This window comes from Bradyrhizobium sp. PUT101, from assembly GCF_052043945.1.
Taxonomy (GTDB): Bacteria; Pseudomonadota; Alphaproteobacteria; order Rhizobiales; family Xanthobacteraceae; genus Bradyrhizobium.
In genome coordinates this window covers 2,765,195-2,791,063 of record NZ_CP197207.1, presented here as the reverse complement: position 1 = coordinate 2,791,063, position 25,869 = coordinate 2,765,195, and the positions used below count along the sequence as shown (strand labels likewise).

Genomic DNA, 25,869 nt, shown 5'->3' with positions numbered 1-25,869 from the left:
CGCCGCCGGCCGTGGCAACTCCTTCGCCGAACCCCAGCTCGCGACCCAGTCCTTCACCTCGTTGAGCGGCACGGCGGTTCGGCTTTTTCTGAAATCATCCAGTCGCCGGCGATCCTCGGCGATGTCGGGGCCGGCGATATCGACCACGGAATCGAGCAGCGCCACGGCTTCCGCGAGCACGGCGGCGACATCCTGCCCGCGCTCGTCGGCCATCTCGCGCAAACGCGCATCGGTATCGGCGTCGATCTCCAGCGTGCGGCGAATGATGTTCATGCCTCAGGATAGGCGCGGAGGAAGATTTTGTCGAGGCGCCCGTCTCGCAGAAATCAGTGAAGCCGATCCCGAGCTCGATCAGCTCCGCAAACTCGCCCGGCTGATAGCGCCGCGGCGTGATCCCGGCCTCATGGATCGCGCGCCAGAAGCGGTTGCCGGGATGGGCGTAGTAGTGCCCGAGCTCGGCCGAGCGCGTCGAGGCGGCGGTGCCGACGAAGACGAGGCGGAGGTTGGGGCGGAAAAGGTCGGGGAGGCGGTGCGGGGAGAGTTCAGGCAAATCGCGGCTCCATTCGAGCTTGTAGCAAAGCCTATCGACCTGTTAGATTTTTAGTTGAGCGTGGTTCAATGGCAATCAGAAGGCGTAAATTGCGGGAAGGGGGTAGCGTAATGGACTGGGAATCAGCAAAGGAGAAGGAGGGAGGAGCTGTCGAGATTCCCAAACGCTGGCTTCTTCTGCACTACTATGAGGCTTTAAACATTCTGTTCAGAATGGAAAACGCGTTGCGTGTCTTTGTCTACGTTGTCTTGAAGAATAGGTACGGAGAAAAGTGGGCCGAAACTGCCTTGCAGACAGTTGACGAGGAGCAGTCGACCATTGCGGCCGTTGCGAGTAAGCGTGTGGCGCAAGCTAAGGGATACGGCTACCTCGGTTACGAAGTCGGCTCTCCTCTGATGTACCTCAACAGTGGAGAACTAACACGTATCATTACGTCGGACTCCTATTGGGATCTATTCAAGCCTCATTTCCGTGGGAAGAGGGAAATCATAAAGATAAAACTCGACGAGATCGGGACCGTGCGCAACTCTCTGGCGCACTTCAGGCCCGTCAAGCACGACGATATCGCGTTGATTAAACAAAATGTAAATCACGTGTTCGTCGGAATCGAGCAGTATCTATCTGAGATGACACAGGCCGATCGAGTAGTTCCTACAAACACGGAAGGCGATTGGTACAAAAACTTGTCTTCGATCGAGTCACGAACCTGTAAGACGCAACTATTTCAAGACAGGTCTGACCGCTGGATTCGGGTCGAGATCAATTATGACTCCGCCATCCTGCAAAGCTCCAGCACAGATCGATTCCGGAGTTTTCAGGTCACGAATCTAATTCCGCCTCGAATTGTCGAGAGCTTTCTAAAACTGTTCTCTTTCGTGACTTTCATGACGGAGTATGTTCCGCACGTTCGAATGTCGGCGGATGGTGTGCCAAGATTTAGAAAGTTGATTTCTTTAGTCGTCAGCAAGGCAGTTCTTCTTTCCGCCCATGCCGAGGTGGCCAATCATCTCAACAACTTGCTTGCTAAGATCGACACCGAAACTGAATTAGTTCAGCAGGACAATTTGGCGCGAGGGCAAATTATCGATTCAGTTCACGTCTGGTCGTACATCGAAAATGATAGATGGACAACTAACGCGGCAAATATGAAAAACGAATTCACGAATAGCGATCCGTCAGAGTATTGGGGTGAGATGAGTTCGTATCGTGGCGACTTTGTCGCTGGGGTAACAAAATATCCCTGGATGCCGTCCGATATCTCGAAAGAGGAGGATATTTTTTTCTAGGCAAGGGCGGATGCGTGCGCTCCCTACATCTCTCTCGATAAGAAAAGGCCGAGCTCTCGCTCGGCCCTTTAATTTTGGATTTGTGCACCCCTCACAACACCCGATTGCTCTCCTTCACCTTCTCCGCATCCAGATACAAGCTCTCGCCCATCTCCTTGAACTTCGCGCTCATCCTGGCCATGCCGTCCTCGGCGGTGCCGCTCATCGACATGCCCACGCTGTTCGGATCGTTCAGCGTCGCCGCGTAATCGCGCACGTCCTGCGTGATCTTCATCGAGCAGAATTTCGGGCCGCACATCGAGCAGAAATGGGCGACCTTGTGGGCTTCCTTCGGCAGGGTCTCGTCGTGGAAGCTCTTTGCCGTGTCCGGATCGAGGCCGAGGTTGAACTGGTCGGTCCAGCGGAATTCGAACCGCGCGCGGGAGAGGGCGTCGTCGCGCAATTGCGCGGCGGGGTGGCCCTTGGCGAGGTCGGCGGCGTGGGCGGCGATCTTGTAGGTGATGACGCCGGTCTTGACGTCGTTGCGGTCGGGCAGGCCGAGATGCTCCTTCGGCGTGACGTAGCAGAGCATGGCGCAGCCGAACCAGCCGATCATGGCGGCGCCGATGCCCGAGGTGATGTGGTCGTAGCCCGGCGCGATGTCGGTGGTCAGCGGCCCGAGCGTGTAGAACGGCGCTTCGCCGCACTCCTTGAGCTGCTTGTCCATGTTGATCTTGATCTTGTGCATCGGCACGTGGCCGGGGCCTTCGATCATGACCTGGCAGCCCTTGTCCCACGCGATTTTTGTCAGTTCGCCGAGCGTCTCCAGCTCGGCAAATTGCGCGCGGTCGTTGGCGTCGGCGATCGAGCCGGGACGCAGGCCGTCGCCGAGCGAGAACGAGACGTCATACTTGCGCATGAGGTCGCAGATCTCGTCGAAATGGGTGTAGAGGAAGCTCTCCTTGTGGTGCGCCAGGCACCACTTCGCCATGATCGAGCCGCCTCTGGAGACGATGCCGGTGACGCGGCTGGCGGTGAGGTGGATGTATTGCAGGCGCACGCCGGCGTGGATGGTGAAATAATCGACGCCCTGCTCGCACTGCTCGATCAGGGTGTCCTTGTAGAGCTCCCAAGTCAGCTTGACGGGATCGCCGTTGCACTTCTCCAGCGCCTGGTAGATCGGCACGGTGCCGATCGGTACCGGCGCGTTGCGCAAGATCCATTCGCGGGTGGTGTGGATGTTGCGGCCCGTCGACAGGTCCATCACGGTGTCGGCGCCCCAGCGGATCGCCCACACCATCTTCTCGACCTCTTCCTCGACCGACGAGGTCACCGCCGAGTTGCCGATATTGGCGTTGATCTTGGTCAGGAAGTTGCGGCCGATGATCATCGGCTCGAGCTCGCTGTGGTTGATGTTGCAGGGGATGATGGCGCGGCCGCGCGCGATCTCGTCGCGCACGAACTCCGGCGTGATGAAGGCGGGCACGGAAGCGCCGAAGCTCTCGCCATCGGCGAGCGCGGCTTCGGCGCGTTCGAGCTGTGCCTTGCGGCCGAGATTCTCGCGCGCGGCGACGTAGATCATCTCCCTGGTGATGATGCCGGCGCGGGCGAATTCGAGCTGCGTGATCTTGTGGCCGTCGAGGCCGCGTAAGGGCTTGTGATAGGCCGAGAAGGCGCGCGCGGCCTTGTCGGTGGAGAGGTTGCCGTTGTCCTCCGGCTTGACCTGCCGGCCCTCATATTCCTCGACGCCGCCGCGCTCCAGCACCCATTGCTTGCGGTTGCGGGCAAGGCCGGCATTGACGTCGATGGTGACGGACGGGTCGGTGTAGGGGCCGGAGGTGTCGTAGACCGGCAGATTGGGCTCGCCCGCGCCTTCGGACAGGATGATCTCGCGCAAGGGCACGCGCAGGTCGGGCGCGGCGTCGGGGGACGCGAAGATCTTGCGCGAGGATGGAAGGGGACCGGTGGTGACGGCGGGGACGGTCTGTTGCGGATTGGAGCGGATGTTCATGGGGATCCTCCGGTTTAATGGGCGTCGTTCCGGACGGACCGCCTTGCGGTCCGATCCGGAACCTCGAGGTTATTGAGCGAGATTCCGGGTTCGGCTCTGCGAGCCGCCCCGGAATGACGCCGGTGGAAGGTTCTCTGTCATCCCCGCGAAAGCGGGGATCCAGTACGCCGAGGCGGTGCGGCTAGGGCCGAGAAGCTGCGGCGTACTGGATCGCCCGGCCAAGCCGGGCGATGACGGCGGAGTGTGGGATGAGAGCGGAGCGCACATCATGCCGCCTCCTTCGACAGGCCGAGCCACTGCCGCACGCGGGCATCGGGATCGGCGTTCTGGGTGACGTCGGACACGACGGCAATCGAATCCGCGCCGGCGGCAAAGATCTCCGCGGCGTGCTCGAACTTGATGCCGCCGATGGCGACCAGCGGGATGTTGCCGATGCGCTTCTTCCATTCCGTGATCTTGGGAATGCCCTGCGGTTCGAAGCGCATCGATTTCAGCGTGGTGAAGAAGATCGGGCCGAGCGCGACGTAGTCGGGCTGGGCTTCGAGCGCAGTGGCAAGCTCGGCATCGTCGTGAGTGGAGATGCCGAGCTTGAGGCCGGCCTCGCGGATCGCCTTGAGGTCGGCCTCAGCGAGATCCTCCTGGCCGAGATGCAGATACTCTGCGCCGGCGACGACCGCCGCGCGCCAATAATCGTTCACCACCAGCTTGGCCTGCGTGTCCTTGGTGATCGCCAGCGCGTCGGTGACGATCTGCAGCGCGTCGGCGTCGTTCAGCTCCTTCGCGCGCAGCTGGATGGTGCCGACGCCGAGTTTCGTCAGGCGCTCGACCCACGCCAGGCTGTCGACGACGGGATAGAATCGATCAGGATACGGCATGCCAGAACGGGGTCCCAACGACAGGGGTGGAAGGGGAGGCGAAGTCGCGGGCGTTCATCAGCCCGGCTTCATAAGCGGTGCGGCCGGCATCACAGCCGAGGCGGAAGGCATTAGCCATCGCGACGGGATCGGCGGCCTTGGCGATCGCGGTGTTGAGCAGCACGGCGTCATAGCCGAGCTCCAGCGCCTGCGCCACGTGACTGGGCGCCCCCAGGCCGGCGTCGACCACCAGCGTGATGTCGGGCAGGCGCTCGCGCAGCAGCTTCAGCGCATCGCGGTTGGTGATGCCCTTCGCGCTGCCGATGGGCGCCGCCCACGGCATCACCACCTTGCAGCCGGCGTCAACAAGACGGTTCGCAACAGAGAGATCCTCTGTGCAATAGGGGAACACTTCAAAGCCGTCCTTGATCAGGATGGTCGCTGCTTCGACGAGGCCGACGACGTCAGGCTGCAGCGTGTCGTTGTCGGCGATGACTTCGAGCTTGATCCAGTTCGTGCCGAACAGCTCGCGTGCAAGCTTTGCCGTCGTCACGGCCTCGCGCACGGTGCGGCAGCCGGCGGTGTTCGGCAGCACGGTAACGTCGAGCTCGCGGATCAGCTTCCAGAACGCGTCCCCGGTCTTGCCGCCGGCGGATTCGCGCCGCAGCGACACCGTGACGATGTTCGCGCCGGAGGCGCGGATCGCCGCCTGCATGATCGCGGGCGAGGGATAGAGCGCGCTGCCGATCAAGAGGCGCGAGGCGAAGGTCTTGCCGTAGAAGGTCACCATGTTGAATTCCCCGTCATTCCGGACGGGCCGCGGTACGCGGACCGATCCGGAATCTCGAAGTTGTGGCGCGAGATTCCGGGTTCACGCTTTGCGTGCCCCGGAATGACGGGCCAAAAAGAGCCGTCGTCGCGAAGAGAGTGTGCCATCCCATCACCCTCCCTGCCGCGGCGTGATGATCTCGATCTCGTCGCCGGCCTTCAGTGCGGTCTCGGCCCAGCGGCTTTTCGGCACGACGTCGTAGTTGAGCGCGATGGCGAAATGGGTGCCCTCATAGTCGAGTTCGGCGAGCAGCGCGTCGACGCTGGCGGAAGTCACCTCGCGCTGCTCGCCATTGACGATCACGCGCATCGCATCACCTCGTTGTCGATCTGGCCGCGCTGGACATAGGCGAGCGTCAGCTCGGCGAGGGCAGGCGCGATCAGGAAGCCGTGGCGGTAGAGCCCGTTGACGCTGATCTTGCCGTCGCGAATGCCGATGCGCGGCAAATTGTCGGGATAGGCGGGCCGCAAGCCCGAGCCGAATTCGAGAATGCGGGCCTCGCCGAAGGCCGGATGCACGGTGTAGGCCGCACCCAAAAGCTCCAGCGCCGAGCGCACGCTGACGCCGGTGTCCTCCGCTTCGATCGAGGTCGCGCCCAGCATGAACAGGCCGGCCTCGCGCGGGATGACGTAGAGCGGCCAGCGCGGATGGATCAGCCGTACCGGCCGCGCCAGCTGCACCTCGTCGGTCTCGATCAGGATCATCTCGCCCTTGACGCCGCGAAGCTCGGGCTGCTCGTCGCGGGCACCGAGGCCGCGGCAGTCGATCACGATGCCTTCAGGATCCAGGTTTGCGAGATCGTTCGCGGTGACGTCGCTGCAAAACTTGATGGTGCCGCCGGCGGCGCGGATGCGCTCGTGCAGCTTCGGCAGCACGCGGCGCGGCTCGACATGGCCTTCGGCCGGGAAGAACAGCGCGTCGCGGAACCGGCCCTCCAGCGAAGGCTCCAGCGCGGCGAGCCCTGCGGCGTCGAGCCGCTGATGGCCCTCGGTCATGCGGGCGAAGCGCTCGAAATCGTTGCGCTCGCGCGGATGGGCGACGACGAGCGAGCCGTTGAAAGGCGTGTCGGGCAGCTCGCGCCGCCATAAATCGAGCGAGCGCAGCCCGAGGCGGCTGATGATGGGCTCGGCGACCTCGGCCTCGCAATAGGGCGCGAGCATGCCCCCGGCCCAATGGCTGGTGGCGTCCGTCATCGCCTCGTCACCGCGCTCGTGCAAGGTGACGGCGTGACCGGCCTGTGCGAACAGCAGGGCCTGCCAGGCTCCCGCAATGCCTGCGCCAATGATGGATACCGGGGAATCCGGTCGCTTGGTCGTTTGCAACATCCCTGTCCCTTCGCCGGCATGACCCGGATCAGGTTCAAAGGGTCACCGCGGTCCTGGGCGGTATTGCCCATTTAGCGGTATCTCAGCTCCTCCTCGGAGCACCCCTCGGAACGGGTCTAATGTATGCCAGTGACGGGCGGTGTCAACGCGGTAACAGTCGTCATGCCCGGGCTTGACCCGGGCAGCCACGTTTGGACGCGGATGCAAAGACGTGGATGGCCGGGTCAAGCCCGGCCATGACGGCGATTACCGAGCGGGAACCTGCGCCCGCGCGTTGCGGAAGCCTTGTGCGAGCTTGCGGCGCGGCGCGGTTCCGAACATCGGCTGCGGGTTGCCGTTCGGCTCCAGCCAGCTCTCGTTGCTGGCCTGTTGCACCATCGTCTGCTGCTGCTCCTGGCGCTGGCGCTTTGCAGCATAGTAATAGCCGCCCGCGAAATAACGCACGGCTCGGGCGTGGTCGCCGTTGGCGGCGCGATAGGCGCCGGCGAGGTATTTGACCGCATAGGTGAGGTTGGTGTTGGGATCGCGCAGGCCGGCGGCATCGCCGGTGTAGCCGACGCCGCGGGCGGTCGCGAGCTTGATCTGCATCAGCCCGATGGTGCCGCCACGGCCGACGAGGTGCGGCTGGTAGCGGCTCTCGCGCATGATGACGCGATGCACCAGCGCTTCCGGCACGCCGTTGGCGCGGGCATGGGCCGCGACCATCGCGGCATATTCGGCTTCGCCGGCGAATGCGGCCTGCGGCAAAATCGATCCGGCCGCGAGCAGCGCGACAACGCGTAAAATTTTCATCAGATATCCCGTAAATGGCCTGGGTCCGGCTGCCGTTAGGCAACCCGAACGCGGCGATGATGTGACCAAACGACGCCGTTAACGTTTTTGCGGCGCCGTGCCGCCGTTACGGCTCAAAGCTGGCGTAATCGGCTTTCGGGGCGGACGACCCCCCGCGCGAGACAGCACGCCTGTCTATTCGCGCCGGCTCGCGAAAGCGAGTATGCAAGCGCTGCAAATCGGGAGAGGTGCCATGACAAAAGCGAACCTGGTCGCTGCACACACCGTCGGCATCCCCAGACACAACCCTTGCGCCCAGTGCGGCACGCCGATCGCGCAGCCCGACTGGATCGAGCCGGGCGAGGGGCGCGTCTCCTACCTCTGGACCTGCCACGCCTGCAACTATCGCTTCGAGGCGGTGGCAATCTTCGCGCGGGAAGCCATCGAGCACCCGTCGCTCGCGGCGTGAGGCTTCGACATGGATCGCGAGCCCTTCACCTCTCCCACGGGGAGAGGTCGGCGCGTCGCGCCGGGTGAGGGGTTGCGTTCTCTCGTGGGGTCTCTACGCCGCTAACCGCGGCGCCTGCCACACCGGCAATTGCATCCGCACGATCAGCCCATGCGGCTTGCGGTCGTGCAGCGACAGCTCGCCGCCATGGGCGATCGCGATCGCGCGCGCGATCGAGAGGCCGAGCCCGAAGCCGGTGGACTCGTCCATGGTGCGCGCATCGTCGCCGCGCACGAACGGCTCCAGCATCTCCTGCTTGCGCGCATCCGAAATGCCGGGGCCGTCGTCCTCGACGCCGATGACGAACGTACTGCCCGAGACGTCGAGGCGGATCGTCACCTCGGCACCGAAGCGCACCGCGTTCTCGACGAGGTTGGTGATGCCGCGATGCAGATCGTCGGGCCGCGCGGCGGCGGTCGCGGACGCCGGCCCGTCGTAATGCACGACATGTCCCATGTCGCCGAACTGGTCGGCGACGAGTTGCAGCGTGCTCGCGATGTCGACCAGCGTCACGGCCTCGATCCTGCGGTCGTCGCGCAAGAGCGACAGCACCGATTCCAGCATCGAGCGCATCTGGTCGAGGTCGATCAGCATGCGCCTGCGGTTGCCCTCGTCCTCGATGAACTCGGCACGCAGGCGCAGCCGCGTGATCGGCGTGCGCAGATCGTGGCTGATCGCGGCCAGCATCCGCGTGCGATCCGACATCAGCCGCGCGATCCGCTCGTGCATGCGGTTGAGCGCGCGCGCCACCGCGCGGATTTCCTCCGGGCCGCGCTCGGGCAGCGGCTCGGCCGCCCGATCGAGACTGAAATCCTCGGCGGCCTTGGCGAAGGACGACAGCGGCCGCGTCAGCGCACGCGCCGCCCACAGGCCAAGCACGGTGACGCAGATGAAGGCGGTCATCAGCGCCGTAAGCCAGGGCGCGCCCCAGAACAACGGCCGCGGGCCGCCTTCGACACGAGCCGCGATCATCGTGCCGTCGGGCAATTCGATGCCGACGCGGCGCGTATCCCCATCCGGGGCAAGCTGCATTGCCTTGAAGCGCGGGCCGAGATGGTGGCGCATCCCGTACAGGTGCGGACTGTCGCTCGCCTCGACGGTCGCGGTGCCGGGTGCCAGCATTTCGATGCCGAGCCTGGGGAAGGCGCGCGCCAGATCGGCGACGAGGCGCGGCCGCTCGCCGGGCTCGGCCGCGCCGAGCAGCAATGCGGCATCGGTCAGTCGACGGGCGCCGTCCGGCGGCGGGTCCGGCCGATTGATCAGGAAGGCGGCGGTGACGACGAGATGGAGCGCGACGGTCGACGCCAGCACCAGCGCGGCGATCTGCCCGCCGATCCCGTTGAGGCGAAAGAACCCGGGCGGCTTCATCGACGGCGCGCGCTCAGCTGCCCAGAGGCGTCGCGACCGCTTCCGTCCTCGGCGTGAACAGATAGCCGCCGGAGCGCACCGTCTTGATGAGGGTGGGATCGGCCGGATTGGGCTCGATCTTGCGGCGGATGCGGCTGACCAGCACGTCGATGGAGCGTTCGAACGAGCCGGCGTTGCGCCCTTGCGTGAGGTCGAGCAGGCTGTCGCGCGACAGCACGCGGCCGGGCCGCTCGCAGAACGTCCTGAGCAGATCGAACTCGGCGCTGGTCACCGCGACGCGCGCGCCGTCGGGATTGCGCAATTCGCGCAGGCGCAGATCGATGCGCCAGCCCTCGAAGGCGAGCGTGCTCGCGCCTTCGACCGTGCTCGCCGCCTGCGCTGCGGCCTGGCGGCGCAGCACCGCGTTGATGCGGGCGAGCAGCTCGCGCGGGTTGAACGGCTTCGGCAGATAGTCGTCCGCGCCCATCTCGAGGCCGACGATGCGATCGACGTCCTCGCCGCGCGCGGTCAGCATGATGATCGGCGTCTGCGATTCGGCGCACACCTTGCGACAGAGGCTGAGGCCGTCTTCGCCGGGCAGCATGACGTCGAGAATGATGAGGTCGACGCGGTGGTCGGCCATCGCGCGCGACATCTCGCGGCCGTCGCTCACGGCGGTGACGTTGCAGGAGTTGTTGCGCAGGTACTTCGCAATCAGCGTCCGGGTTTCGCGGTCGTCCTCGACGACAAGGATGTTGGGATTGGGAATGGCCATGCCATTTGTTTGTCCAAGATTCGGGCCAAATGGCGATGATTTTTGTTTCGTATTGTTTCTGACCGGCTACCTGCAACAAGCGGCAATCGACGGGTTGCGGAGCGGCAAGATTGCGTTAAGGCCGTTAACCATACCGTGGCGTGGTCCGCGACGAAACCCCGCACCAACCACGGAGCCATCATGACTTCGATCTCGGCGGCCTCCGCCGGCAGCTATCAATCGCCGCTCCAGCGGCTTCAGCAGGAACTGCAATCGCAAGTTTCCACCGGCACGATCTCGTCGTCGGACGAGTCCGCGCTCTCGACGGCGCTGACGGATATCGACACGGCGCTCCAGCAGAGCCGGTCGAGCGACCAGTCGAGCGGCACGCATCCCTCCAAGGAGGAGATGCAGTCGAAGATCGACGACCTCATCTCGAACGAAGTGTCGAACGGGACGCTGACCTCCGACCAGGCCGAGGAGCTGAAAAGCGTGTTTCAGTCCGCCTTCGCGAGCGGTCCCGGCGGCGCAGGCGGCCCGCCGCCCGGTCCGCCGCCGGACGACAGCTCTTCGGATTCGACGACGACGGACTCGACGAGCAGCAGCTCGACGGACCAGACGACGGCCGAGATCCTCCAGCAGTTCCTGCAGGCGCTGCAACAGTCGCAATCGTCGGCATCGTCCTACGGCGCCAACGGCAGTTCATCAAGCAGCTCGAATTTTTCCGCGCTCCTGATCGACTTCACGAGCTGACCTGATCGAAGTGAGGGTCGGCGCGGTCCTCGCCGCGGTCATGCGTCGCCCAGGGCGCACGATTGTCGGCGGGGAACCGTGCAACGCAAAATGTTCCTGAGTGACGCGGGAACAAGAGTTGTGGCTCCTCCGCTCGCGCATTGCGCGACGAAATTGCGGCGCGCACGGAACTGTGCGTGATCAGCGCTGTTTTCCCCACACGAGTTTTCTGTGAAGGAGAGGACAACATGCTGACGAAATCGATCGCCGCCGGCCTTGCCGGTACCGTGCTGCTTGCAACCGCCGCGTTCGCACAATCGCCGACCGCCACCTCCGACAAGGCGCCAACCGCGGCCGCCACCACGATATCCACGACCGCGACGGGCCAATGGCGTACGTCCAAGATGGACGGCCTGAAGGTCTACAACGAAGCCAACGAGAACATCGGCACGATCAATGATCTCCTGATGGACAAGAGCGGCTCCATCAAGATCGCCGTGATCGGCGTCGGCGGCTTCCTCGGCGTGGGCGAGCATCTGGTCGCCGTGCCCTATGAGAAGCTGAAGTTCGTCAACGAGGCCGTCGCCTATACCGGCACGGGCGCCAAGCCGGGCGCGACCACCACCACCGGCGCCGCGACCGGCACCGACAACAGACCCGCTGCGACCACGACGTCGTCCACGTCGAAATGGTATCCGGACCACGCCGTGTTCAACGCGAGCAAGGACGAGCTGAAGAACATGCCCGAGTTCAAGTACGCGGATTAATGCGGCTCGCGTAACTGCCTGATCGAAGCGCGCCCGGTTCTCACTGGGCGCGCTGTCGTATCGTTCTTCTCTTACCTCGCTTCGCTTCCCTTACCCCCCGCAAGCGGGGAGAGTGAGAAGCTGCTCAGTGCGTCACCAGCGGGCAACCGCCCTTGTCGAGCGGACGGAACGCCTCGTCGCCGGGCACGGGGGCGATCAGCTTGTAGAGGTCCCACTCGCCCTTTGACTCCTCGGGCTCCTTCACCTTGAACAGATACATGTCGTGGACCATTCGGCCGTCGATGCGGATCTTGCCGTTCTTCGCAAGGAAGTCGTTGGCCGGCGTCTTGCGCATCTGCTCCATCACCTTCGAGGCCTCGTCGGTCTTGATGGCGTCGATCGCCTTCAGATAGTGCATGGTCGCCGAGCCGCGCAGACCGGGCCTGCAGGTGTTCGCGGCCTTCGCCGCTGTTGGGCTGCGGCCAATGCCGATCAGCGCGCTCGCGCCGCTCAGGCCCGGCAGAGCAGGCCCCGGATGGCCTTCGAGGGGCCGGGGGCCATCGGCGACTTTTTGGCGGTAGCTTCCCCTACCGCTGGCGGTGCTGACTTTCGCGCCTGCACATTGAGAAAGCGCTCGAAGACAAAAGTTCTCCAGCCCAGAAAATATCGAAACTGCAAGGGCTTGGTCGAGGTCTCCGCCTCTCTCCGGCTCTCTCGTATTCTCGCTGTGGAATGAGCGGTCGCAGAAATGCCCAAGCAGGCCGCGAGATGCTGGCGAAGCTGTGGCTCCCAGAACCTGCTAGGGTGGCACCTGACCTACAGCAGCTGAACCGAGCAATGATCACGCCACCCTGCACAATGAGATGGGATACATCCGAACTTTCTGCCGAGCGGCGCTCCTACCTCGATGAAGGTCTCTCGTTTGAGCAGATCGCCGCGCGCTTGGTCGAAAGCGCAACAGTCATCAGCAGTTGTATAGAGCCCTACCGCACTGCGCCTCGCGGCGAGGAAGACGGGCGGCAGATCATCTTCGTCCTTCGCTCAGACCAGCAGACCTGCGATCTATTTTACAACGCGCCTGATGGCTTGCGCGGTCGTTACTGGCAGAGTCCCGACCATGGCTTCGCGGCGACAAGGCAGCTCATTAATGGCCTGCTGCCAAAGCTGACGAGCGAACGGCCGCCTGCACCGCCGGAAAGAGAAAAGTGCGCACCGATGGGCTTTGAGGACATCAGAGCATCCCTCGAAGGCCTGTCCGCAAAGGTCTGGCCGCGCGAAAGGGCCGATAGAGGAGGGCCTCTTTGGGTGGAAGACCATCTCAAGGTGCTGCGCTGGGAGCAGAACGAGCGGGATGGTGTAAAAGGGCGTCAGTGGCGACGATCTTTCACCAGCGGCGATCTTGAGATCAAAGGAGCCCTCATTGGGATCGACGGAACAGAATACATCCCGGACGGGAAGCGCGACCGTTCCTGTCAGATACACAAGTACGGCTTTACCTAGAAATGAGCCATCCAGGAGAACGTTAGGTTTTGGCCAGACGCCAAAATGCGCGGCTAAGGAGCTTGTTCGAGCACAACCGACGGGGTGTGTTTTGAAAGAAAGTATGCATCACAAAATAGCTTGATGAACGACACTTCCTTCAGCGTTACGACAATACCGGTAAGTTGATCGCTGTCGAAGGCACGGCAAAGTTCGGCATAGCGCTCCCTCTCATCCAGCTGTGGAAAGAGGCTGTCGAGCAACTTCAAAATGGCTGGCTCAAACGGCGTGCCCTGTTGCCAGTCCTTGTGCTCTGCCATCATAGCGCGGAGACTTTGGAAAAAATTGCCGAACGACTGCACCTCGCACTGCCAATGCACGTCATTCAAAGAAAGAAACGTCAGGCCGCCGATGTAGAAGTCGAGAGAATTCTGAGCGCCAGATTGCCTTATTTTGGTGAGAGCAGCAAAAGCCATGGCAGCACGGCCCAGATCGTCCTCAGTCAACGCACGGTTCTCGCCCCAGTCTATTTTCAGGCTGGGTTGCCTCTCGAGTCTTAGGTCCTGACCGTTTTCAAGATCGCGGATCGTTTCGTAGTAGCGGTTGATCTGCTCAGGCATTCGCCACCACCAGAAACCCATTGTGCTAATGTTCAAGGCGACAACGAAGCTGCGGGCTATTCCCCAGCCAAAATACCACAGCGCCTGTACCGGAACATTGTCGCCGAGAATGAAGTCAATGAAGATCTGATCTTTCTTACCGCTAACGGCTGAAAATTTTATCCAGCCGGACTTCTTGTTGAAGCTCGACAAGACTTTCGGCCTTATGGAATGCGATGCACAGATGATCCGCACACGCAGCTGCCATTTGTCCTTAGTTCTGTCTGCTGGGGCATTTCTGCTGCGCTCTAATTCCCTCTCTGCCGCGAGCCGACCGTCTGCATCGGCCTTATCAAACTGTTCTTTAAGCCACCGGCCCCATGCGCCAGTGTCCTTTAATTCTGCCAGCTTCTTCAGGGAGGCTTTAGAGAATATTTGCTTGCGCTTCTCAGGATCGTCGGTGGCGTCCAAGAACCAAGCTTGAAGATCAATTTCCTCTTGTGGGATATCCTCTCGCACCTTCTCGGTTTTGGTCAGTGCAATGCTCGCTTCGGCAAGCCGAACGAGGCGTTCAGCGGCCTCTTTTGCTATTGCCTTGCTCGGAAGGACCAGACTTTCTCCGTCGCTATCGACGTATAGGCCCATAAGACGGGTATCATGTATGCGTTGAGCAACGCCAGACATTTCATCGAGGCGAGCCGCAGTGATCTCCTCGGAGAAAAAACCCCCTCCAAAGAAGCACCAGAATAGTTTTTTGACGTGATCTTGCTCATGCTTTTTGGGCCATGAAGATGGGACAGTGGCCATCTTCGATACAGCTTGAACCCCCAACAAGGCTCGACGACCTATTTCTTCTAGGGCCAGTGCAGCAAGGTGATAGGCAATATTAGGATGGCCAGCCAGCATCACGGCTTGGGCAGAGCTCAGAAGATCGCGCGCATGCTCGACGCAAGCATCCATCGCTTTCACCAAGGCCTCATCGCGCTTTAGCTTCGTCATTCGCGCCGCTCCATAGGTCGCGCTAGTCCTACTCGCTTACAAACGCCCGCGACATGCTATCTGGCGGCAGTGCGCAGGGCCTAGTTCTGATCAGGCCAAGCCTATCAAAGCTTCACCTTAGCTACTTTGGTGACATTCGACATATTGACGAAACAGGCCGGACCACCATTTCCCGCGACGTATAGAATACCAGCTGGTGAAGCGTGCAGAAGTCGCACTGAAGACAGTGTCTCCCTTTCAAGGAAAACGTCGTACCTGCGGGTGTCGTTCGTGCAGATCGAATACGCTGTCTTGAAGCCGATCAAACAGCTCAGAAGCGGAAGATAACTAACTGCTATCAGGAAATTCCAGACGGGAAGCGTGCTGCGCGTGGTCACGCTGGCGTAGCAAAAGGCAAGAAGGCCGACCACATTGATGACCATCGAAACCAAGTCGTAGTCTGTTTATTTGCCGAACACCATCAGCAGGAACGACGGCACGTTCGTCACAAGAAACAAACCGCCGATTACAACGAGGTCGTGCTCGACCATCCATCGTGCCAGATCAAAACCCAGCTGGCCCAAGCCTTGGAAAAGGAAACTACATATGGCAAGGCCTGCGAGAGTAGGCAGTGCGTACCGTGCCGCCAAGCCAGCGCTCGTCCACAGATCGAGAGTCGCCCCAAGGCCTGCATATTCGAAACCGACTGGTAGGAAAAACCCGAATTGGTAGGACCACGCCGGCAGCACATCGTAGGCTGCGAGAACAGAAATTCCGAGACCGATATTTGCCGCTGACAGATACGTCGCTGCATCGCCCATGACGCGCCCTGTTTCTCCTCCCAGTATCAGCCTGCGTCCCTATGTCATTTACGATTGCGGGGCGATTGTCCAAGTACTTGCAATTCACATGAATGTGTGTCCTGCTAGGCAGCACAGGGCCGCTGCGGTGATGGCTGGCTGGATGGGAAGCGTTGTTGGCGGTCAGCCAATAAGCCGCCCCAGATCAACCGCGGCAGCTCATTATTTTTGAGATGAGATCAGGCGGCCAGCATCTGCTCCTGATCGGCGGCGGACGTGCTGATGACGCGACTGATCTCATTGGCATATTTGCCTCAGTCCTTCTCTCGCAAGGGGAGAAGGAGAAGCACAGCGCCGGTCACGCGCTGCCGCTGCCCCTGAGCCGTTCGTTGCGCCGGCGCAGGCCTTCCAGGGTGGCGAGGAGGATGACCGAGACCGTCGTCAGAATCACCGCCGCCGCCGTGATGGTCGGGCTGATGTTCTCGCGGATGCCGCTGAACATCTCGCGCGGCAGGGTGCGCTGCTCGGGGCCTGCCATGAACAGCACGATCACCACCTCATCGAAGCTGGTCGCGAATGCGAACAGCGCACCTGACGCCAGGCCCGGCAGGATCAGCGGCAGGATCACGCGGCGGAACGCTTGAAGCGGCGAAGCGCCGAGCGAGGCGGCGGCGCGCGCCAGATTGGTGTCGAAGCTTTGCAGCGTCGCGCCGACCGTGATCACCACGAACGGCGTCGCCAGCGCGGTGTGAGCCAGGATCAGGCCGAGATAACTGCCGGTCAGTCCGATTGGTGCGAAGAAGAAATACAGGCCGACCGCAGTGATGACCCCGGGCACGACGACCGGCGAGAGCACGAACGCCAGCACGAGCGGTTTGAACCGGCTCTTCCACTGCGCCAGTCCCAGCGCGGCCGTCGTGCCGAGGACCATGGACAGCGCCGTCGAGGCGACGCCGATGATCATGCTGTTCTTCAACGAATTCATCCAGCGCGGCGAAGTGATGAAGTCGTCGTACCAGCGCAAGGAAAGGCCCGGCAGCGGATAGGTGAGATACGAGCCCGAGCTGAAGGACAGCGGCATGATCGCAAGGATCGGCGCGATCAGGAAGACGAACACCAGCGTGGAGACAATGATGGTCGCGGTCCACGCGATGCGCTGGCTGGGAGTGCGGAGGGAGGGGCTATCGCTCAATTCTTCATTCCTCCCGTGACGTGCTGTCCCTGCACCAGCTTGCCGTAGACGAGGGCGAGCAGGACGGTGGCCAGCAGCAGCACCGCCCCCAAAGCCGAAGCAAGGCCCCAATTGGCGGTCTCGGTCGTGTAGAGCGCGATGAAGTAGCTGATCATCTGGTCGGCGGCGCCGCCGACCAGTGCCGGCGTGATGTAGTAGCCGAGCGCCAGGATGAAGACGAGCAGGCTTCCGGCGCCAATGCCGGGCAGCGTTTGAGGCAGGTAGATCCGCAGGAAGGCGGTGGCCGGCGGCGCACCGAGCGAGGCGGCGGCACGCATGTAGGCAGGCGAGATCGCCTTCATGCTGCTGTACAGCGGCAGGATCATGAACGGCAACAGAACGTGGGTCATTGCCACGCAGACGCCGAAGCGGTTGTAGATCAGGCGCAACGGCTCGTCGATGATGCCGAGCCACTGAAGGCTGTCGTTCACGACGCCCTTGCTCTGCAACAGGACGATCCAGGCGCAGGTGCGGACCAGAAGCGATGTCCAGAACGGCAGCAGGACGAAGATCATCAAGAGGTTCGACCGGGCCGGCGGCAGCGTCGCCAGGAGGTAAGCGACCGGAAAGCCGAGGATCAGGCAGAGTGCGGTGACGCTCAGGCTGATGATGAAGGTGCGGGCGAACAGGCTGCGATAGATGGCCTGGTCCGGCGGGGCCGCGACGATTGCGCCGTCCACGTTCCGCGTCAGGTCGAGCGCCGCCAGAAGGTAGAAGCCGGTCACTGGGCCGCCGGCGTCCTTGATCGTCGTCCAGGTGGCGCGTTCGCGCCAGGCCGGATTGATCTTGCCCAGCGTCTCCCTGGCCGTCCCTCGCTCCGGCACCACCTTCAGATTGCGGGCCGTGCTGGTCAGGATCGTCCGGAAGCCGTTCAGCGCGTAGTTCAGCCGCTTGGCTGCAATCGCAATTGTGCCGGAGGCGCGCGCCGCCAGGATGTCGCTTGCCAGCGCCGCGTAGGCCTGTTCGTCCGGCAGGTCCTTGCCGTCCCAGTCGGCGAGAGCCGCGATCGTTTGCGGCAGAACCTGACGCACCTCGCGGTCGTCGACCGCGCGCCACAGCATGCCGGCGATCGGGCCTGCGAAGGTGAACAGCAGGAAGACGAGAAGCGGTGCCACCAGCGCCAACGCCTTGACCTGGCGTGTCCGCTCAGCGCGCTTCAGCCGGCGCTTGAGCGGCACCTCGGTCGACGCATTGGCGCCGGTCAAGAGCGCATCCGTCATCGGTCGAGCCTTGCGGGGCGCGCTATTTCGCCGCCCATTTGTTGAAGCGCTCGGTGAGGCGGTCGATGTTCTCGAGCCAGAAGGCAACGTTGATCTCGACCGCGTTCTTGATGTTGTCGGGCGCAGTCGGCAGATCCTTCAGAACGGCGGGCGCCAGCAGCGCGGCTGCGCCCTTGTTCGAAGTGCCGTAAGCAATATTCTCCGACAGTTTTGACTGGTTCTCCGCCTTGCCGACGAAGTCCAGGAACTTGTAGGCCGCGTCCTTGTTGGGGCTCCCCTTCAGGATGACCCAGCTGTCGAGGGTGAAGAGCGCTCCGTCCCACACCATGCCGAAATTCTTCTTCTCGTTCTTGTTCGCGGTGTCGATGCGGCCATTGTAGACCGAGGTCATCGCCACCTCGCCGGAGGCGAGCAATTGCGGCGGCTGGGCGCCGGCCTTCCACCACACGATGTCGCCCTTGATGGTGTCCAGCTTCTTGAACGCGCGATCGACGCCTTCGTCGGTCGCCAGCACCTTGTAGACGTCCTTCGGCGCGACGCCGTCGGCCATGAGGGCGATCTCCAGCGTGGTCTTTGGGCCCTGACGCAGGGCGCGCTTGCCGGGAATCTTCTTGATATCGAAGAAGTCGGCCCAGCCGCCGGGGGCCTGCTTCAGCTTGTCCTTGTCGTAGCCGAGAACGAAATCGTAGAGGATGGCGCCGACGCCGCAGGGATTGACTGACGGCGGGATATAGGCGGCTTCGCCGCCGATTTTGGAATAATCCAGCTTCTCGAACAGGCCCTCCTCGCAGCCGACCGCCAGTTCGTCGCTCTCGACCTGGACGACGTCCCAGGTGGCGGCGCCGCCCTGCACCTTGGCGCGCAACACACCGACGCCGCCGTCCCAGGACTCGTCGTTCATGGGAATCCCGGACGCCTTCTTGAACGGCTCGAAATAGACCTTTTTCTGCGCATCCTGATATGCGCCGCCCCATGACACGACGGTGAGGTCACGCGCTTGCGCGACCGTCGCCAGCGCAGCGCTGGCGCTCAATGCCGCAGCCAAGCCCAGAGCCATCTTGCCAATCTTGCGCTTCAGCATGGTCTTTGTTCCTTCTTCATGTGAGTTGCATTGAGGTTGATCGATGCGGATCCGCTGGCGTGGGATCAGGCGGGATCGAGGGCCAGGCAATCCTCGGGGCGGAACGTGACGAAGACGCCTTCGCCAGGTCTTAGGCTGCCATGTCTCAGGCTGTCATGCGCTCCCGGCTGAAGCTTGACCATGAACTCCCCGTTGCCGGCGACATCGAGCACGGCGAGCGCGTGATCGCCGAGATAGATGGTGTTCTGCACCCTGGCCGGCAGCCGGTTCGGTCCTTCGCCGGAGGTGCCATCCAGGACGATGGCGACGCGCTCCGGCCGCACCGACAGGGAGGTCGATGCGCCCGCGCCTGATACATTGATCGCCCGTGCGGTCACGGCGCCGCCACCAGCTAGCACGACGCGGCAATAGCCCTTGTCGACCGTCTCGACGGTGCCAGGGAGCACATTGTTCTCGCCGATGAAGTGCGCGACGAAGCTGTTCACCGGATGCTCATACAGCGCATCGGGCCTGTCGATCTGCTGCACGATGCCGTCGTTGAACACGGCGATGCGGTCCGACATGGTGAGCGCTTCACTCTGATCGTGGGTGACGTAGACGATCGTGATGCCTGTGGTCTCGTGCAGTTGCTTGATCTCCAGCTGCATCTGCTCACGCAGGCGCTTGTCGAGGGCACCAAGGGGCTCGTCCATCAGCACGAGTTGCGGATTGAAAACCAGCGCGCGAGCCAGCGCCACGCGCTGCTGCTGACCGCCGGACAGCTGCCCGGGTCGCCGATGCGCCAGGGTCTCCATCTTGATCATGCGCAACGCTGCCCCCACGCGCTCCTGCGCTTCCGCCTTGTTCGTCTTGCGAACGGACAGCGGGAAGGCGATGTTCTCCGCGATCGTCAGGTGCGGAAACAGGGCGTAGTTCTGGAACACCATGCCGATGTCGCGCTTGTGCGGCGGCACGTTCTTGATCGGGCGATCCGCGAGATAGATCTCGCCATGGGTCGGCACCTCGAAGCCGGCCAGCATCATCAGCGTGGTCGTCTTGCCCGAGCCCGACGGGCCGAGCAGGGTGATGAACTCGCCCTTCCTGATGTCGAGATCGAGGTTCTTCACCACGAGGTGCTCGCCATCATAGGTCTTCTGAATGCCGGAAAAGCGTACCAGTGCCGGCGCAGGTGTGACCATGCCGGCTTCCATGTCGTCCTCGCGTTATCAGCTACGGTGCTGCCACGACCTCGCCCGAGGTTGCGAGGAACAGCTTAGCATCCTCCGACGAGAATGCCAGCGGCGGAAGTGACGAAGGTGCGTGCGAGCCTGGAGAGTGAAGGCTGGGCTACATCCCCGACAGCTTCGTCACGAACACGTTCAGCGAGCCGCCGGCTTCCGCGACCACGCGCAGGGTCTTGGAATCGAAGGCGATGTCGGCGAGAGTCAGGCTGTCGATCTTGGCCTCGACCTTGAGGCCGTCCTCGCTCTTCTGGTAGTCGGCGATTGCGGCCGCGATCTTCTCGCGGGCGTTCGCAGCGATCGGCTTCAGATCGAGCGTTGCCCTCTGCAGCAGCGCCTGCTGCATCTGCGGCACGACCGCGCGTGCGGCGGCGCCCAGCAGGCCGAAGGCGGCCTCGGATTCCACCGCGAGCTGGATGTCGGCGAGCCGCAGCGTCTGTTGCGCCTGGTCGAGCACCGGGCGGCCCCAGATGTGCACCGTCGCCTCGGCGCCGAGGCCGAACCAGCTCTTCTTCTCCTTGGCGCGCACCAGAAGCGAGATCAGCAGCCGGTCACCCGAAGGGATCACGTTGGCGCTCTTGACGGTGACGTCGACCGGGCCGGAGCCGTCCTCGGGATAGGTACGGCCGACCATCTGCGCTGCGATCAGCTTGTTGATCTCGGTGAAAGGCACGTCGATCGGCACGCCGATGTTCACACCGGTGCCGGTCGGCGGCACGATCGAGATCTTGTCGGGGAACGGACACTCCGGCTTGGTCGGGGTCGAGGTGACGCGTGTCTCGGCTTCGAGGCCGAGCAGCAGCGTCACCGCCTGCGCATCGACGCGCGGCTGCGCCGCGATCGCGCGCACCGGCTTCATCTCGAGCCAGAGCGGCGGCAGCGCGGTCGCGGAGCCTGAGCCTTGCAGCGGAATCGAGCGGCACGCCTTGGCCCATTGCACCCTGGCGTTCTCCCGCAGCGAAGGATCGTTGCGGATGCGTTCTGCGACCGCGTTGATCTGCTCGCCGACCGTCTTGTCGATCAGCGGCTTCACCTGCGCCGGCACGTTGACCTTGGCGCCGGCGACCGAGAGATTGGTGTCGCCGAGATTGACCTGGGCGCCGAGATTGGGCTCCAGATACCAATTGGCCGCGAGCTTCGGCCGCGAGGTGACGACCACGTTGCCCTTGATCTCGGCGCTGGCGTTCAGGTTCTTGATGTTGACCGCGCCGATCCGTTTGGCCGCGTCGCCGCCGAGCACGCTGCCCAGTGCGTCGCCGAGCGCGCCTGTGGCTTTCGACGACAGCGAGCCCGTCACGTTCAGCCTGCCGGTGAGCGGCGTCGAGATCGTCAGCACGTCCTTGTCGCCGACAGCCGCCATCGGGCCGCGCGCGGCGGTCCAGCCGATATCGGCGTTCTCCAGGATCTGCGAGATCGGGTTATCGGCCTTGCCGGCGAAATTGCGCGGCGCGGCCTTCTCGGCCTGCTCGCGGATCGCAGATATCGCGATGGCGACCGGCGCGACGACGATGGAACTCTTCGAGGCCGGCGGCAGCGGCGGCAGTTGCGCGACCGGCGGCGCCGAATTCGTCGCGCGCGGTGACACGAAGTCCATCGCCTTCAGGCTGATGAAGAACGACGCCACGAGCACTGCGAGGCCGATCAGGATGGTCTTCAGATTCAACGTCAGTCGCATCAATCCCCCAAGCAGCCCCGGCGGGGATTTTACAGGGCGGGTGAGGAGGGCGCTAGAGCGCACCGGTGGGTGGAATTGGGGCGAACAGGTTAACGGTTGTGAACGCGCCGTTACCAAGCGTTCAAGCATTGCGGGGCTAAAGCGCGATGCGATTAGGATGAATCGTCATCGCGCTTTAGGCTGTTGTTTAAGCATGATCTTTTCGGAAAACCGCTGCGCACTTTTCCGGATCATGCTTTATCCGCGCCGAGGACGGCGGACCGCTCTCACACTGCCGCGATTGCCGCCGCCGCAGAAGAAGCGGTCGCCGCCGTCGGATTCCAACCCCGACACCACCGTCCCGGCGGGCAGGTCGAGCTGCTCCAGCACCTTGCCCGTATCAGGGTCGATTCGTCGCACATCGCTCTCCTCGCCTTCCCAGGTGCCATGCCAGAGCTCGCCGTCGACCCAGGTCACCCCGGTCACGAAGCGCCTGCTCTCGATGGTGCGGAGGATCTTTCCCGTTTCGGGATCGACCTGATGGATCTTGCGCTCGCGATATTGTCCGACCCAGAGCGAGCCCTCGGCCCAGGCAAGGCCGGAATCGCCGCCGCCGCCGGGTGCCGGAATGGTGCTGAGCACCTTGCCCGAGGCGGCATCAATTTTCTGGATGCGATCCTCGGCGATCTGGAACAGGTGCCGGCCGTCGAACGCCGTTCCCGCATGCGCGGCGACGTCGATGGAGCGCGCGATCTTTCCGCTGGCCGGATCGACAGCGTTCAACTTGTCGCCGGATGCGAACCAGACATGCCTGCCGTCATAGGTGACGCCATGCACGGCCTCGACGCCTGGAAAGGGTCCATACTCGGTGACGATCTCGGCCGCTGAACGTTTCATGTGCTCGATCCCTGTGCTGCGCGCACCCTACGTCTTCAGGAGCGGCGTGGGGAGTAACAAGCCTGTCGGGAAACCCGGAATAGGCGGCGTCATCCAGCGGCGTGCCCGTCCGTATCCGAAGCACTGCACCTTATGCGACCGCGCCAGCTCCTCGAGCGCCCGCTGCACGGTGCGCGGACTGATCCCAAGCGCAAGTGCGAGCGCCGAGCTCGACCATGGCTCGCCGTCGGCGAGAAAGGCGAGGACGGCGGCGTGCTTCTCTTCGAGGGGCCGCGCCAGCACGAGGACGTCGCGCGTCTTCCGCGGCGCCAGCACAAAGCCCGGCTTCGTCGCGCTGATGTCGGCCAGAGGCTTGAGCTGGGTGCGGAGCCGTCCGATCTCGACACGCAATCGCGCGCGGTGCGACTCATCGGCGTGCCTTGCCTGGAAGGCGCCCGATATCAAACTCTCTCGCGAGACATCGGCGGGCCATGCCTGCGCCAGCAGGCGAGCGAGCGCGAACAGCACGGGCCGCGTTCCGAGCGACACGACGACGCCTTGCCTGCGCACGACATGATGGAAGGTGTCCACGACGAGCGCTGTCGAGGTTGCCAGTCTTTCGACCTCTCCGAGCAGCAACGGGTGTTCGCTGCCGCGCGCGATCAGGCGCGCTGCCGGCGTGTCGAGTATGAGGCTCGCGCTGTCGACCTCGGCCACGAGCGCCGGGATCTTGGCCAGCCGCGCTGCGTGAGCCGCGCGGCTGAGTGCCGCGCGCGCCTCTTTCGTTCTGAGCCGCCTGATCGCGATGCCGGCGAGCACGAGCTCGCGGACGACTTGAGATGCGGGCGGGAGCGGCGTGGGACGGACCTCGGCCAGCGTGCGCTCGGCCTCATCGAGGCGCCCGACCAGAAGGAAACGCCGCGCCTCGATATGGCCTGCATGGGCGGCATTGGCGAGATCGCCATGGTTTTCGAGCGTCGCGCGTGCCGCCGCGAGGGTCTTCACCGGCCAGCTCAGATCGCGCGAGACCAGTGCGATCTCGGCTTCGGCCACCACGCATCTTGCCCGTGCCACCGCCTCGCGTGGACCGAAGACGCGCGCGGCGCTTCGCAGCAGCGTCTTGGCCTTGGCGAGATCGCCGAGCTGCGCCATCGCGATGCCGCGCAGTGCGAGCGAGGGCGCATCGTTGCGCAACGCAACGCGGTTCAGCGCGCCGAGCGGATCGCCGGCCTCGAGCGCGCGCGCCGCGGCGGTGATCAGCGACTCCATGTCAATCCCGCCACACTTGTTACTCCCACCGCGCAGCTGTCCGGTGCCAGAAATCGCTGACGGCCGACAATGTGCGGCGAGAGGCGATCGGTTCCGCGACCGTCAGAGCGGGGCGCGGAATGGCCGCCCGAGCAAGAGGTTTGGAGAGCCATCATGACATCAGCTGAAGACGCAGTGACTAACGGACAGGCCGCCATGCAAACACCGCCGGTGGTGTCGCCGCAGGATTGGGAGGCAGCCCGTCAGCAACTGCTCGTGAAGGAAAAGGCGCATACCCGTGCCCGCGATGCCCTGGCCGCCGAGCGGCGTCGCATGCCGTGGATGGCGGTGGACGAAACCTATGCGTTCGAGGGGCCCGGCGGCAAGCTCAGCCTGCGCGACCTGTTCCAGGACCGGCGGCAGCTGATCGTCTACCGGGCATTCTTTGAGCCCGGCGTGTTCGGCTGGCCCGATCATGCCTGTCGCGGTTGCTCCATGGTGGCCGACCAGGTCGCTCATGTCGCGCATCTGAACGCCCGCGACACCACGCTCGTCTTCGCCTCGCGCGCGCCGCAGGCCGACATCGTCAGGCTGAAGAAGCGGATGGGCTGGACCATGCCATGGGTCACCATCACCGACGGCTTCGATGCCGATTTCGGCGTCGGCGAATGGCACGGAACGAACGTGTTCTACCGCGACGGGACGCGCATCTTCCGCACCTATTTCGTCAAGAGCCGGGGCGACGAGCAGATGGGCGGCACCTGGAACTATCTCGACATCACGCCGCTCGGCCGCCAGGAGGTGTGGGAGGATTCGCCGGAGGGCTATCCACAGACGCCGACCTACAAATGGTGGAACTGGCACGACAGCTACACCGAAGGCGCCGCGCCCGACAAGAAATGGGTCGAGATCTCGGACGCCGGCGAGAAGGCCCTTCGCGAGGAGGCCGCGGGGGAACGAAGATGACCGCCAGCTGTCCCGCCGCCGCTGCCGGCCGCGACGGCATCGTGGCCGCGCGTCACCTCGCCAGCTGGCTCGGTCTGGCAGCCACGCCGACCTTCGCGATCATGGCGCTGCTGACCGCCGTGCTCGGCGGCGGTCCGGCGGACGTGCTCTGCTCCGCAGGACAGGGCCCCGTGCTGGGCGGAATGGTGCCGATGTATCTGTTGATGAGCGCGTTTCACGCATCGGCGTGGCTGCGGTTGATTGCGGAGCGAAGGCGCGCCGCGCGTCGGTAGGTGCGGATGACTCCGGCACAAACAAAAAAGCCCCGGCCTCGCCGGGGCCGCATCGTCACGAGCCTTGTTCGCCGAAGTGCAAGGCCATCAGGATCTCATCGTAGTATCGGCCGTCCTGCTTCAGCGCGTTCACCTCGCGACCGTATACGACGAAGCCGGCGGCCGTGTAGAGGCGCAAGGCGGCCTCGTTCTCGCTGACGACTGCGAGTTGCAGCTGTTCGACGCGGGTCGCAGCGTGTGCCGCGACCGCGTCGGCGAGCCTCCGGCCCGTACCGGATTTGCGCGCCTGCGGCCGCACATACATGCCCCAGAGCACCGCCTTGTGCTCAGTCTTCACGCCGTCCACGCGGCGAAAGCCGGCAACGCCCACGAGCTCCTGGGCGCAGAAGGCGCCGAAGACATCCGATGTCATGAGGCGCTCCTCAAACCAGGCGAGGGGTTTTCCCTGCTCGCGCGCGAATGTGCTGGAGTAGGCCTCGGGATGAGCGGCGAGCGCCTCCAGCCTGATCTCGCGGTAGAGCATGGCGTCGGCAGGTGTCAGCAGTTTGATCAT

General features: G+C 63.5%; 27 protein-coding genes, 1 pseudogene and 1 riboswitch. Of the genes and pseudogenes, 7 read left to right on the top strand and 21 right to left on the bottom strand.

Features of this window, described 5'->3' with window-relative positions; genetic code table 11:
* Positions 1–94: 94 nt before the first annotated feature.
* Positions 95–550 (bottom strand): mismatch-specific DNA-glycosylase, encoded by a 456-nt coding sequence (locus ACSHT2_RS13755; RefSeq protein ID WP_440642038.1) that lies wholly within the window; start codon positions 548–550, stop codon positions 95–97.
* A 110-nt stretch (positions 551–660) separates the two neighbouring features.
* On the opposite strand from ACSHT2_RS13755, the gene ACSHT2_RS13750 reads away from it, so the two are divergent.
* Positions 661–1,836, top strand: coding sequence for a Swt1 family HEPN domain-containing protein (locus ACSHT2_RS13750; RefSeq protein WP_440642037.1), 1,176 nt, complete (start codon positions 661–663; stop codon positions 1,834–1,836).
* 91 nt (positions 1,837–1,927) lie between these two features.
* Here the strand turns inward: ACSHT2_RS13750 and thiC are convergent, their stop codons facing one another.
* From thiC to ACSHT2_RS13720, 6 genes are all read right to left on the bottom strand, one after another.
* Positions 1,928–3,826 carry a phosphomethylpyrimidine synthase ThiC gene (gene thiC / locus ACSHT2_RS13745; protein ID WP_440642036.1) on the bottom strand — a complete coding sequence of 633 codons (1,899 nt, stop codon included), beginning with the start codon at positions 3,824–3,826 and terminating at the stop codon, positions 1,928–1,930.
* A gap of 266 nt (positions 3,827–4,092) precedes the next feature.
* Entirely contained in the window at positions 4,093–4,701 is a 609-nt protein-coding gene (locus tag ACSHT2_RS13740) for a thiamine phosphate synthase (RefSeq protein WP_440642035.1), read from the bottom strand.
* Entirely contained in the window at positions 4,688–5,470 is a 783-nt protein-coding gene (locus tag ACSHT2_RS13735; protein WP_440642034.1) for a thiazole synthase, read from the bottom strand. The genes ACSHT2_RS13740 and ACSHT2_RS13735 overlap by 14 nt, the downstream gene beginning before the upstream one ends.
* A gap of 150 nt (positions 5,471–5,620) precedes the next feature.
* A complete protein-coding gene (gene thiS, locus ACSHT2_RS13730) occupies positions 5,621–5,818 on the bottom strand; it encodes a sulfur carrier protein ThiS (RefSeq protein ID WP_440642033.1) in 198 nt (65 codons plus the stop codon).
* Positions 5,809–6,834 (bottom strand): FAD-dependent oxidoreductase, encoded by a 1,026-nt coding sequence (locus tag ACSHT2_RS13725; protein ID WP_440642032.1) that lies wholly within the window; start codon positions 6,832–6,834, stop codon positions 5,809–5,811. The genes thiS and ACSHT2_RS13725 overlap by 10 nt, the downstream gene beginning before the upstream one ends.
* Positions 6,822–6,950: riboswitch (TPP riboswitch) on the bottom strand. It overlaps the preceding gene by 13 nt.
* 130 nt (positions 6,951–7,080) lie before the next feature.
* A complete protein-coding gene (locus ACSHT2_RS13720) occupies positions 7,081–7,626 on the bottom strand; it encodes a transglycosylase SLT domain-containing protein (RefSeq protein WP_440642031.1) in 546 nt (181 codons plus the stop codon).
* 232 nt (positions 7,627–7,858) lie between these two features.
* Here ACSHT2_RS13720 and ACSHT2_RS13715 point away from each other — a divergent pair, with 232 nt between their 5' ends.
* Entirely contained in the window at positions 7,859–8,074 is a 216-nt protein-coding gene (locus tag ACSHT2_RS13715; RefSeq protein WP_440642030.1) for a hypothetical protein, read from the top strand.
* A gap of 93 nt (positions 8,075–8,167) precedes the next feature.
* On the opposite strand, the gene ACSHT2_RS13710 is transcribed toward ACSHT2_RS13715, so the two are convergent.
* Positions 8,168–9,481, bottom strand: coding sequence for an ATP-binding protein (locus tag ACSHT2_RS13710; protein ID WP_440642029.1), 1,314 nt, complete (start codon positions 9,479–9,481; stop codon positions 8,168–8,170).
* Between the two features lie 13 nt (positions 9,482–9,494).
* Positions 9,495–10,235 (bottom strand): response regulator, encoded by a 741-nt coding sequence (locus ACSHT2_RS13705; RefSeq protein ID WP_440642028.1) that lies wholly within the window; start codon positions 10,233–10,235, stop codon positions 9,495–9,497.
* 180 nt (positions 10,236–10,415) lie between these two features.
* On the opposite strand from ACSHT2_RS13705, the gene ACSHT2_RS13700 reads away from it, so the two are divergent.
* Positions 10,416–10,967 (top strand): hypothetical protein, encoded by a 552-nt coding sequence (locus ACSHT2_RS13700; protein ID WP_440642027.1) that lies wholly within the window; start codon positions 10,416–10,418, stop codon positions 10,965–10,967.
* Between the two features lie 227 nt (positions 10,968–11,194).
* Positions 11,195–11,713 carry a PRC-barrel domain-containing protein gene (locus ACSHT2_RS13695; protein ID WP_440642026.1) on the top strand — a complete coding sequence of 173 codons (519 nt, stop codon included), beginning with the start codon at positions 11,195–11,197 and terminating at the stop codon, positions 11,711–11,713.
* A 124-nt stretch (positions 11,714–11,837) separates the two neighbouring features.
* On the opposite strand, the pseudogene ACSHT2_RS13690 reads toward ACSHT2_RS13695, so the two are convergent.
* Positions 11,838–12,131: pseudogene (locus tag ACSHT2_RS13690) on the bottom strand (ABC transporter substrate-binding protein); the annotation flags it as partial.
* Between the two features lie 398 nt (positions 12,132–12,529).
* Between ACSHT2_RS13690 and ACSHT2_RS13685 the strand changes: the two are divergent.
* Positions 12,530–13,192: a hypothetical protein gene (locus tag ACSHT2_RS13685; RefSeq protein WP_440642025.1), complete on the top strand. Its 663-nt coding sequence runs from the start codon at positions 12,530–12,532 to the stop codon at positions 13,190–13,192.
* 53 nt (positions 13,193–13,245) lie between these two features.
* Here ACSHT2_RS13685 and ACSHT2_RS13680 read toward each other — a convergent pair whose 3' ends face one another.
* The 10 genes from ACSHT2_RS13680 to ACSHT2_RS13635 all read right to left on the bottom strand — a co-directional run bounded on the left by ACSHT2_RS13680 (position 13,246) and on the right by ACSHT2_RS13635 (position 24,099).
* Complete coding sequence (locus tag ACSHT2_RS13680) at positions 13,246–14,769, bottom strand: AbiV family abortive infection protein (RefSeq protein ID WP_440642024.1); 1,524 nt, start codon at positions 14,767–14,769, stop codon at positions 13,246–13,248.
* A gap of 104 nt (positions 14,770–14,873) precedes the next feature.
* On the bottom strand, positions 14,874–15,191 hold the full coding sequence (locus ACSHT2_RS13675; protein WP_440642023.1) for a hypothetical protein: 318 nt from the start codon (positions 15,189–15,191) through the stop codon (positions 14,874–14,876).
* A 21-nt stretch (positions 15,192–15,212) separates the two neighbouring features.
* Positions 15,213–15,569 carry a hypothetical protein gene (locus ACSHT2_RS13670; protein WP_440642022.1) on the bottom strand — a complete coding sequence of 119 codons (357 nt, stop codon included), beginning with the start codon at positions 15,567–15,569 and terminating at the stop codon, positions 15,213–15,215.
* A 337-nt stretch (positions 15,570–15,906) separates the two neighbouring features.
* Complete coding sequence (locus ACSHT2_RS13665; RefSeq protein WP_440642021.1) at positions 15,907–16,740, bottom strand: ABC transporter permease; 834 nt, start codon at positions 16,738–16,740, stop codon at positions 15,907–15,909.
* Positions 16,737–17,999: an ABC transporter permease gene (locus ACSHT2_RS13660; RefSeq protein WP_440642020.1), complete on the bottom strand. Its 1,263-nt coding sequence runs from the start codon at positions 17,997–17,999 to the stop codon at positions 16,737–16,739. The genes ACSHT2_RS13665 and ACSHT2_RS13660 overlap by 4 nt, the downstream gene beginning before the upstream one ends.
* Positions 18,000–18,021: 22 nt before the next feature.
* Complete coding sequence (locus tag ACSHT2_RS13655; protein WP_440642019.1) at positions 18,022–19,080, bottom strand: ABC transporter substrate-binding protein; 1,059 nt, start codon at positions 19,078–19,080, stop codon at positions 18,022–18,024.
* A 65-nt stretch (positions 19,081–19,145) separates the two neighbouring features.
* On the bottom strand, positions 19,146–20,270 hold the full coding sequence (locus ACSHT2_RS13650) for an ABC transporter ATP-binding protein (protein ID WP_440642018.1): 1,125 nt from the start codon (positions 20,268–20,270) through the stop codon (positions 19,146–19,148).
* 136 nt (positions 20,271–20,406) lie between these two features.
* Positions 20,407–21,975, bottom strand: a complete 1,569-nt coding sequence (locus ACSHT2_RS13645) for a DUF4403 family protein (protein WP_440642017.1) — start codon at positions 21,973–21,975, stop codon at positions 20,407–20,409.
* Between the two features lie 237 nt (positions 21,976–22,212).
* On the bottom strand, positions 22,213–22,851 hold the full coding sequence (locus ACSHT2_RS13640) for a Vgb family protein (RefSeq protein WP_440642016.1): 639 nt from the start codon (positions 22,849–22,851) through the stop codon (positions 22,213–22,215).
* Between the two features lie 27 nt (positions 22,852–22,878).
* A complete protein-coding gene (locus ACSHT2_RS13635; RefSeq protein ID WP_440642015.1) occupies positions 22,879–24,099 on the bottom strand; it encodes a helix-turn-helix domain-containing protein in 1,221 nt (406 codons plus the stop codon).
* A 150-nt stretch (positions 24,100–24,249) separates the two neighbouring features.
* On the opposite strand from ACSHT2_RS13635, the gene ACSHT2_RS13630 reads away from it, so the two are divergent.
* Both ACSHT2_RS13630 and ACSHT2_RS13625 read left to right on the top strand, forming a co-directional pair.
* Complete coding sequence (locus ACSHT2_RS13630; protein WP_440642833.1) at positions 24,250–25,044, top strand: DUF899 domain-containing protein; 795 nt, start codon at positions 24,250–24,252, stop codon at positions 25,042–25,044.
* A complete protein-coding gene (locus tag ACSHT2_RS13625; protein WP_440642014.1) occupies positions 25,041–25,316 on the top strand; it encodes a hypothetical protein in 276 nt (91 codons plus the stop codon). Before ACSHT2_RS13630 ends, ACSHT2_RS13625 begins: the two co-directional genes overlap by 4 nt.
* Before the next feature lie 55 nt (positions 25,317–25,371).
* Here ACSHT2_RS13625 and ACSHT2_RS13620 read toward each other — a convergent pair whose 3' ends face one another.
* Positions 25,372–25,869 carry an N-acetyltransferase family protein gene (locus ACSHT2_RS13620; protein WP_440642013.1) on the bottom strand — a complete coding sequence of 166 codons (498 nt, stop codon included), beginning with the start codon at positions 25,867–25,869 and terminating at the stop codon, positions 25,372–25,374.

Coding starts and splice junctions, on each gene's coding strand:
- ACSHT2_RS13735 (WP_440642034.1), bottom strand. CDS start 5,470: ATGGTGACCTTCTACGGCAAGACCTTCGCCTCGCGCCTCTTGATCGGC.
- ACSHT2_RS13710 (WP_440642029.1), bottom strand. CDS start 9,481: ATGAAGCCGCCCGGGTTCTTTCGCCTCAACGGGATCGGCGGGCAGATC.
- ACSHT2_RS13640 (WP_440642016.1), bottom strand. CDS start 22,851: ATGAAACGTTCAGCGGCCGAGATCGTCACCGAGTATGGACCCTTTCCA.
- ACSHT2_RS13725 (WP_440642032.1), bottom strand. CDS start 6,834: ATGTTGCAAACGACCAAGCGACCGGATTCCCCGGTATCCATCATTGGC.
- thiS (WP_440642033.1), bottom strand. CDS start 5,818: ATGCGCGTGATCGTCAATGGCGAGCAGCGCGAGGTGACTTCCGCCAGC.
- ACSHT2_RS13635 (WP_440642015.1), bottom strand. CDS start 24,099: ATGGAGTCGCTGATCACCGCCGCGGCGCGCGCGCTCGAGGCCGGCGAT.
- ACSHT2_RS13660 (WP_440642020.1), bottom strand. CDS start 17,999: ATGACGGATGCGCTCTTGACCGGCGCCAATGCGTCGACCGAGGTGCCG.
- ACSHT2_RS13645 (WP_440642017.1), bottom strand. CDS start 21,975: ATGCGACTGACGTTGAATCTGAAGACCATCCTGATCGGCCTCGCAGTG.
- ACSHT2_RS13680 (WP_440642024.1), bottom strand. CDS start 14,769: ATGACGAAGCTAAAGCGCGATGAGGCCTTGGTGAAAGCGATGGATGCT.
- thiC (WP_440642036.1), bottom strand. CDS start 3,826: ATGAACATCCGCTCCAATCCGCAACAGACCGTCCCCGCCGTCACCACC.
- ACSHT2_RS13685 (WP_440642025.1), top strand. CDS start 12,530: ATGATCACGCCACCCTGCACAATGAGATGGGATACATCCGAACTTTCT.
- ACSHT2_RS13625 (WP_440642014.1), top strand. CDS start 25,041: ATGACCGCCAGCTGTCCCGCCGCCGCTGCCGGCCGCGACGGCATCGTG.
- ACSHT2_RS13715 (WP_440642030.1), top strand. CDS start 7,859: ATGACAAAAGCGAACCTGGTCGCTGCACACACCGTCGGCATCCCCAGA.
- ACSHT2_RS13675 (WP_440642023.1), bottom strand. CDS start 15,191: ATGGTCATCAATGTGGTCGGCCTTCTTGCCTTTTGCTACGCCAGCGTG.
- ACSHT2_RS13695 (WP_440642026.1), top strand. CDS start 11,195: ATGCTGACGAAATCGATCGCCGCCGGCCTTGCCGGTACCGTGCTGCTT.
- ACSHT2_RS13720 (WP_440642031.1), bottom strand. CDS start 7,626: ATGAAAATTTTACGCGTTGTCGCGCTGCTCGCGGCCGGATCGATTTTG.
- ACSHT2_RS13620 (WP_440642013.1), bottom strand. CDS start 25,869: ATGATCAAACTGCTGACACCTGCCGACGCCATGCTCTACCGCGAGATC.
- ACSHT2_RS13750 (WP_440642037.1), top strand. CDS start 661: ATGGACTGGGAATCAGCAAAGGAGAAGGAGGGAGGAGCTGTCGAGATT.
- ACSHT2_RS13705 (WP_440642028.1), bottom strand. CDS start 10,235: ATGGCCATTCCCAATCCCAACATCCTTGTCGTCGAGGACGACCGCGAA.
- ACSHT2_RS13700 (WP_440642027.1), top strand. CDS start 10,416: ATGACTTCGATCTCGGCGGCCTCCGCCGGCAGCTATCAATCGCCGCTC.
- ACSHT2_RS13670 (WP_440642022.1), bottom strand. CDS start 15,569: ATGGGCGATGCAGCGACGTATCTGTCAGCGGCAAATATCGGTCTCGGA.
- ACSHT2_RS13655 (WP_440642019.1), bottom strand. CDS start 19,080: ATGCTGAAGCGCAAGATTGGCAAGATGGCTCTGGGCTTGGCTGCGGCA.
- ACSHT2_RS13740 (WP_440642035.1), bottom strand. CDS start 4,701: ATGCCGTATCCTGATCGATTCTATCCCGTCGTCGACAGCCTGGCGTGG.
- ACSHT2_RS13650 (WP_440642018.1), bottom strand. CDS start 20,270: ATGGAAGCCGGCATGGTCACACCTGCGCCGGCACTGGTACGCTTTTCC.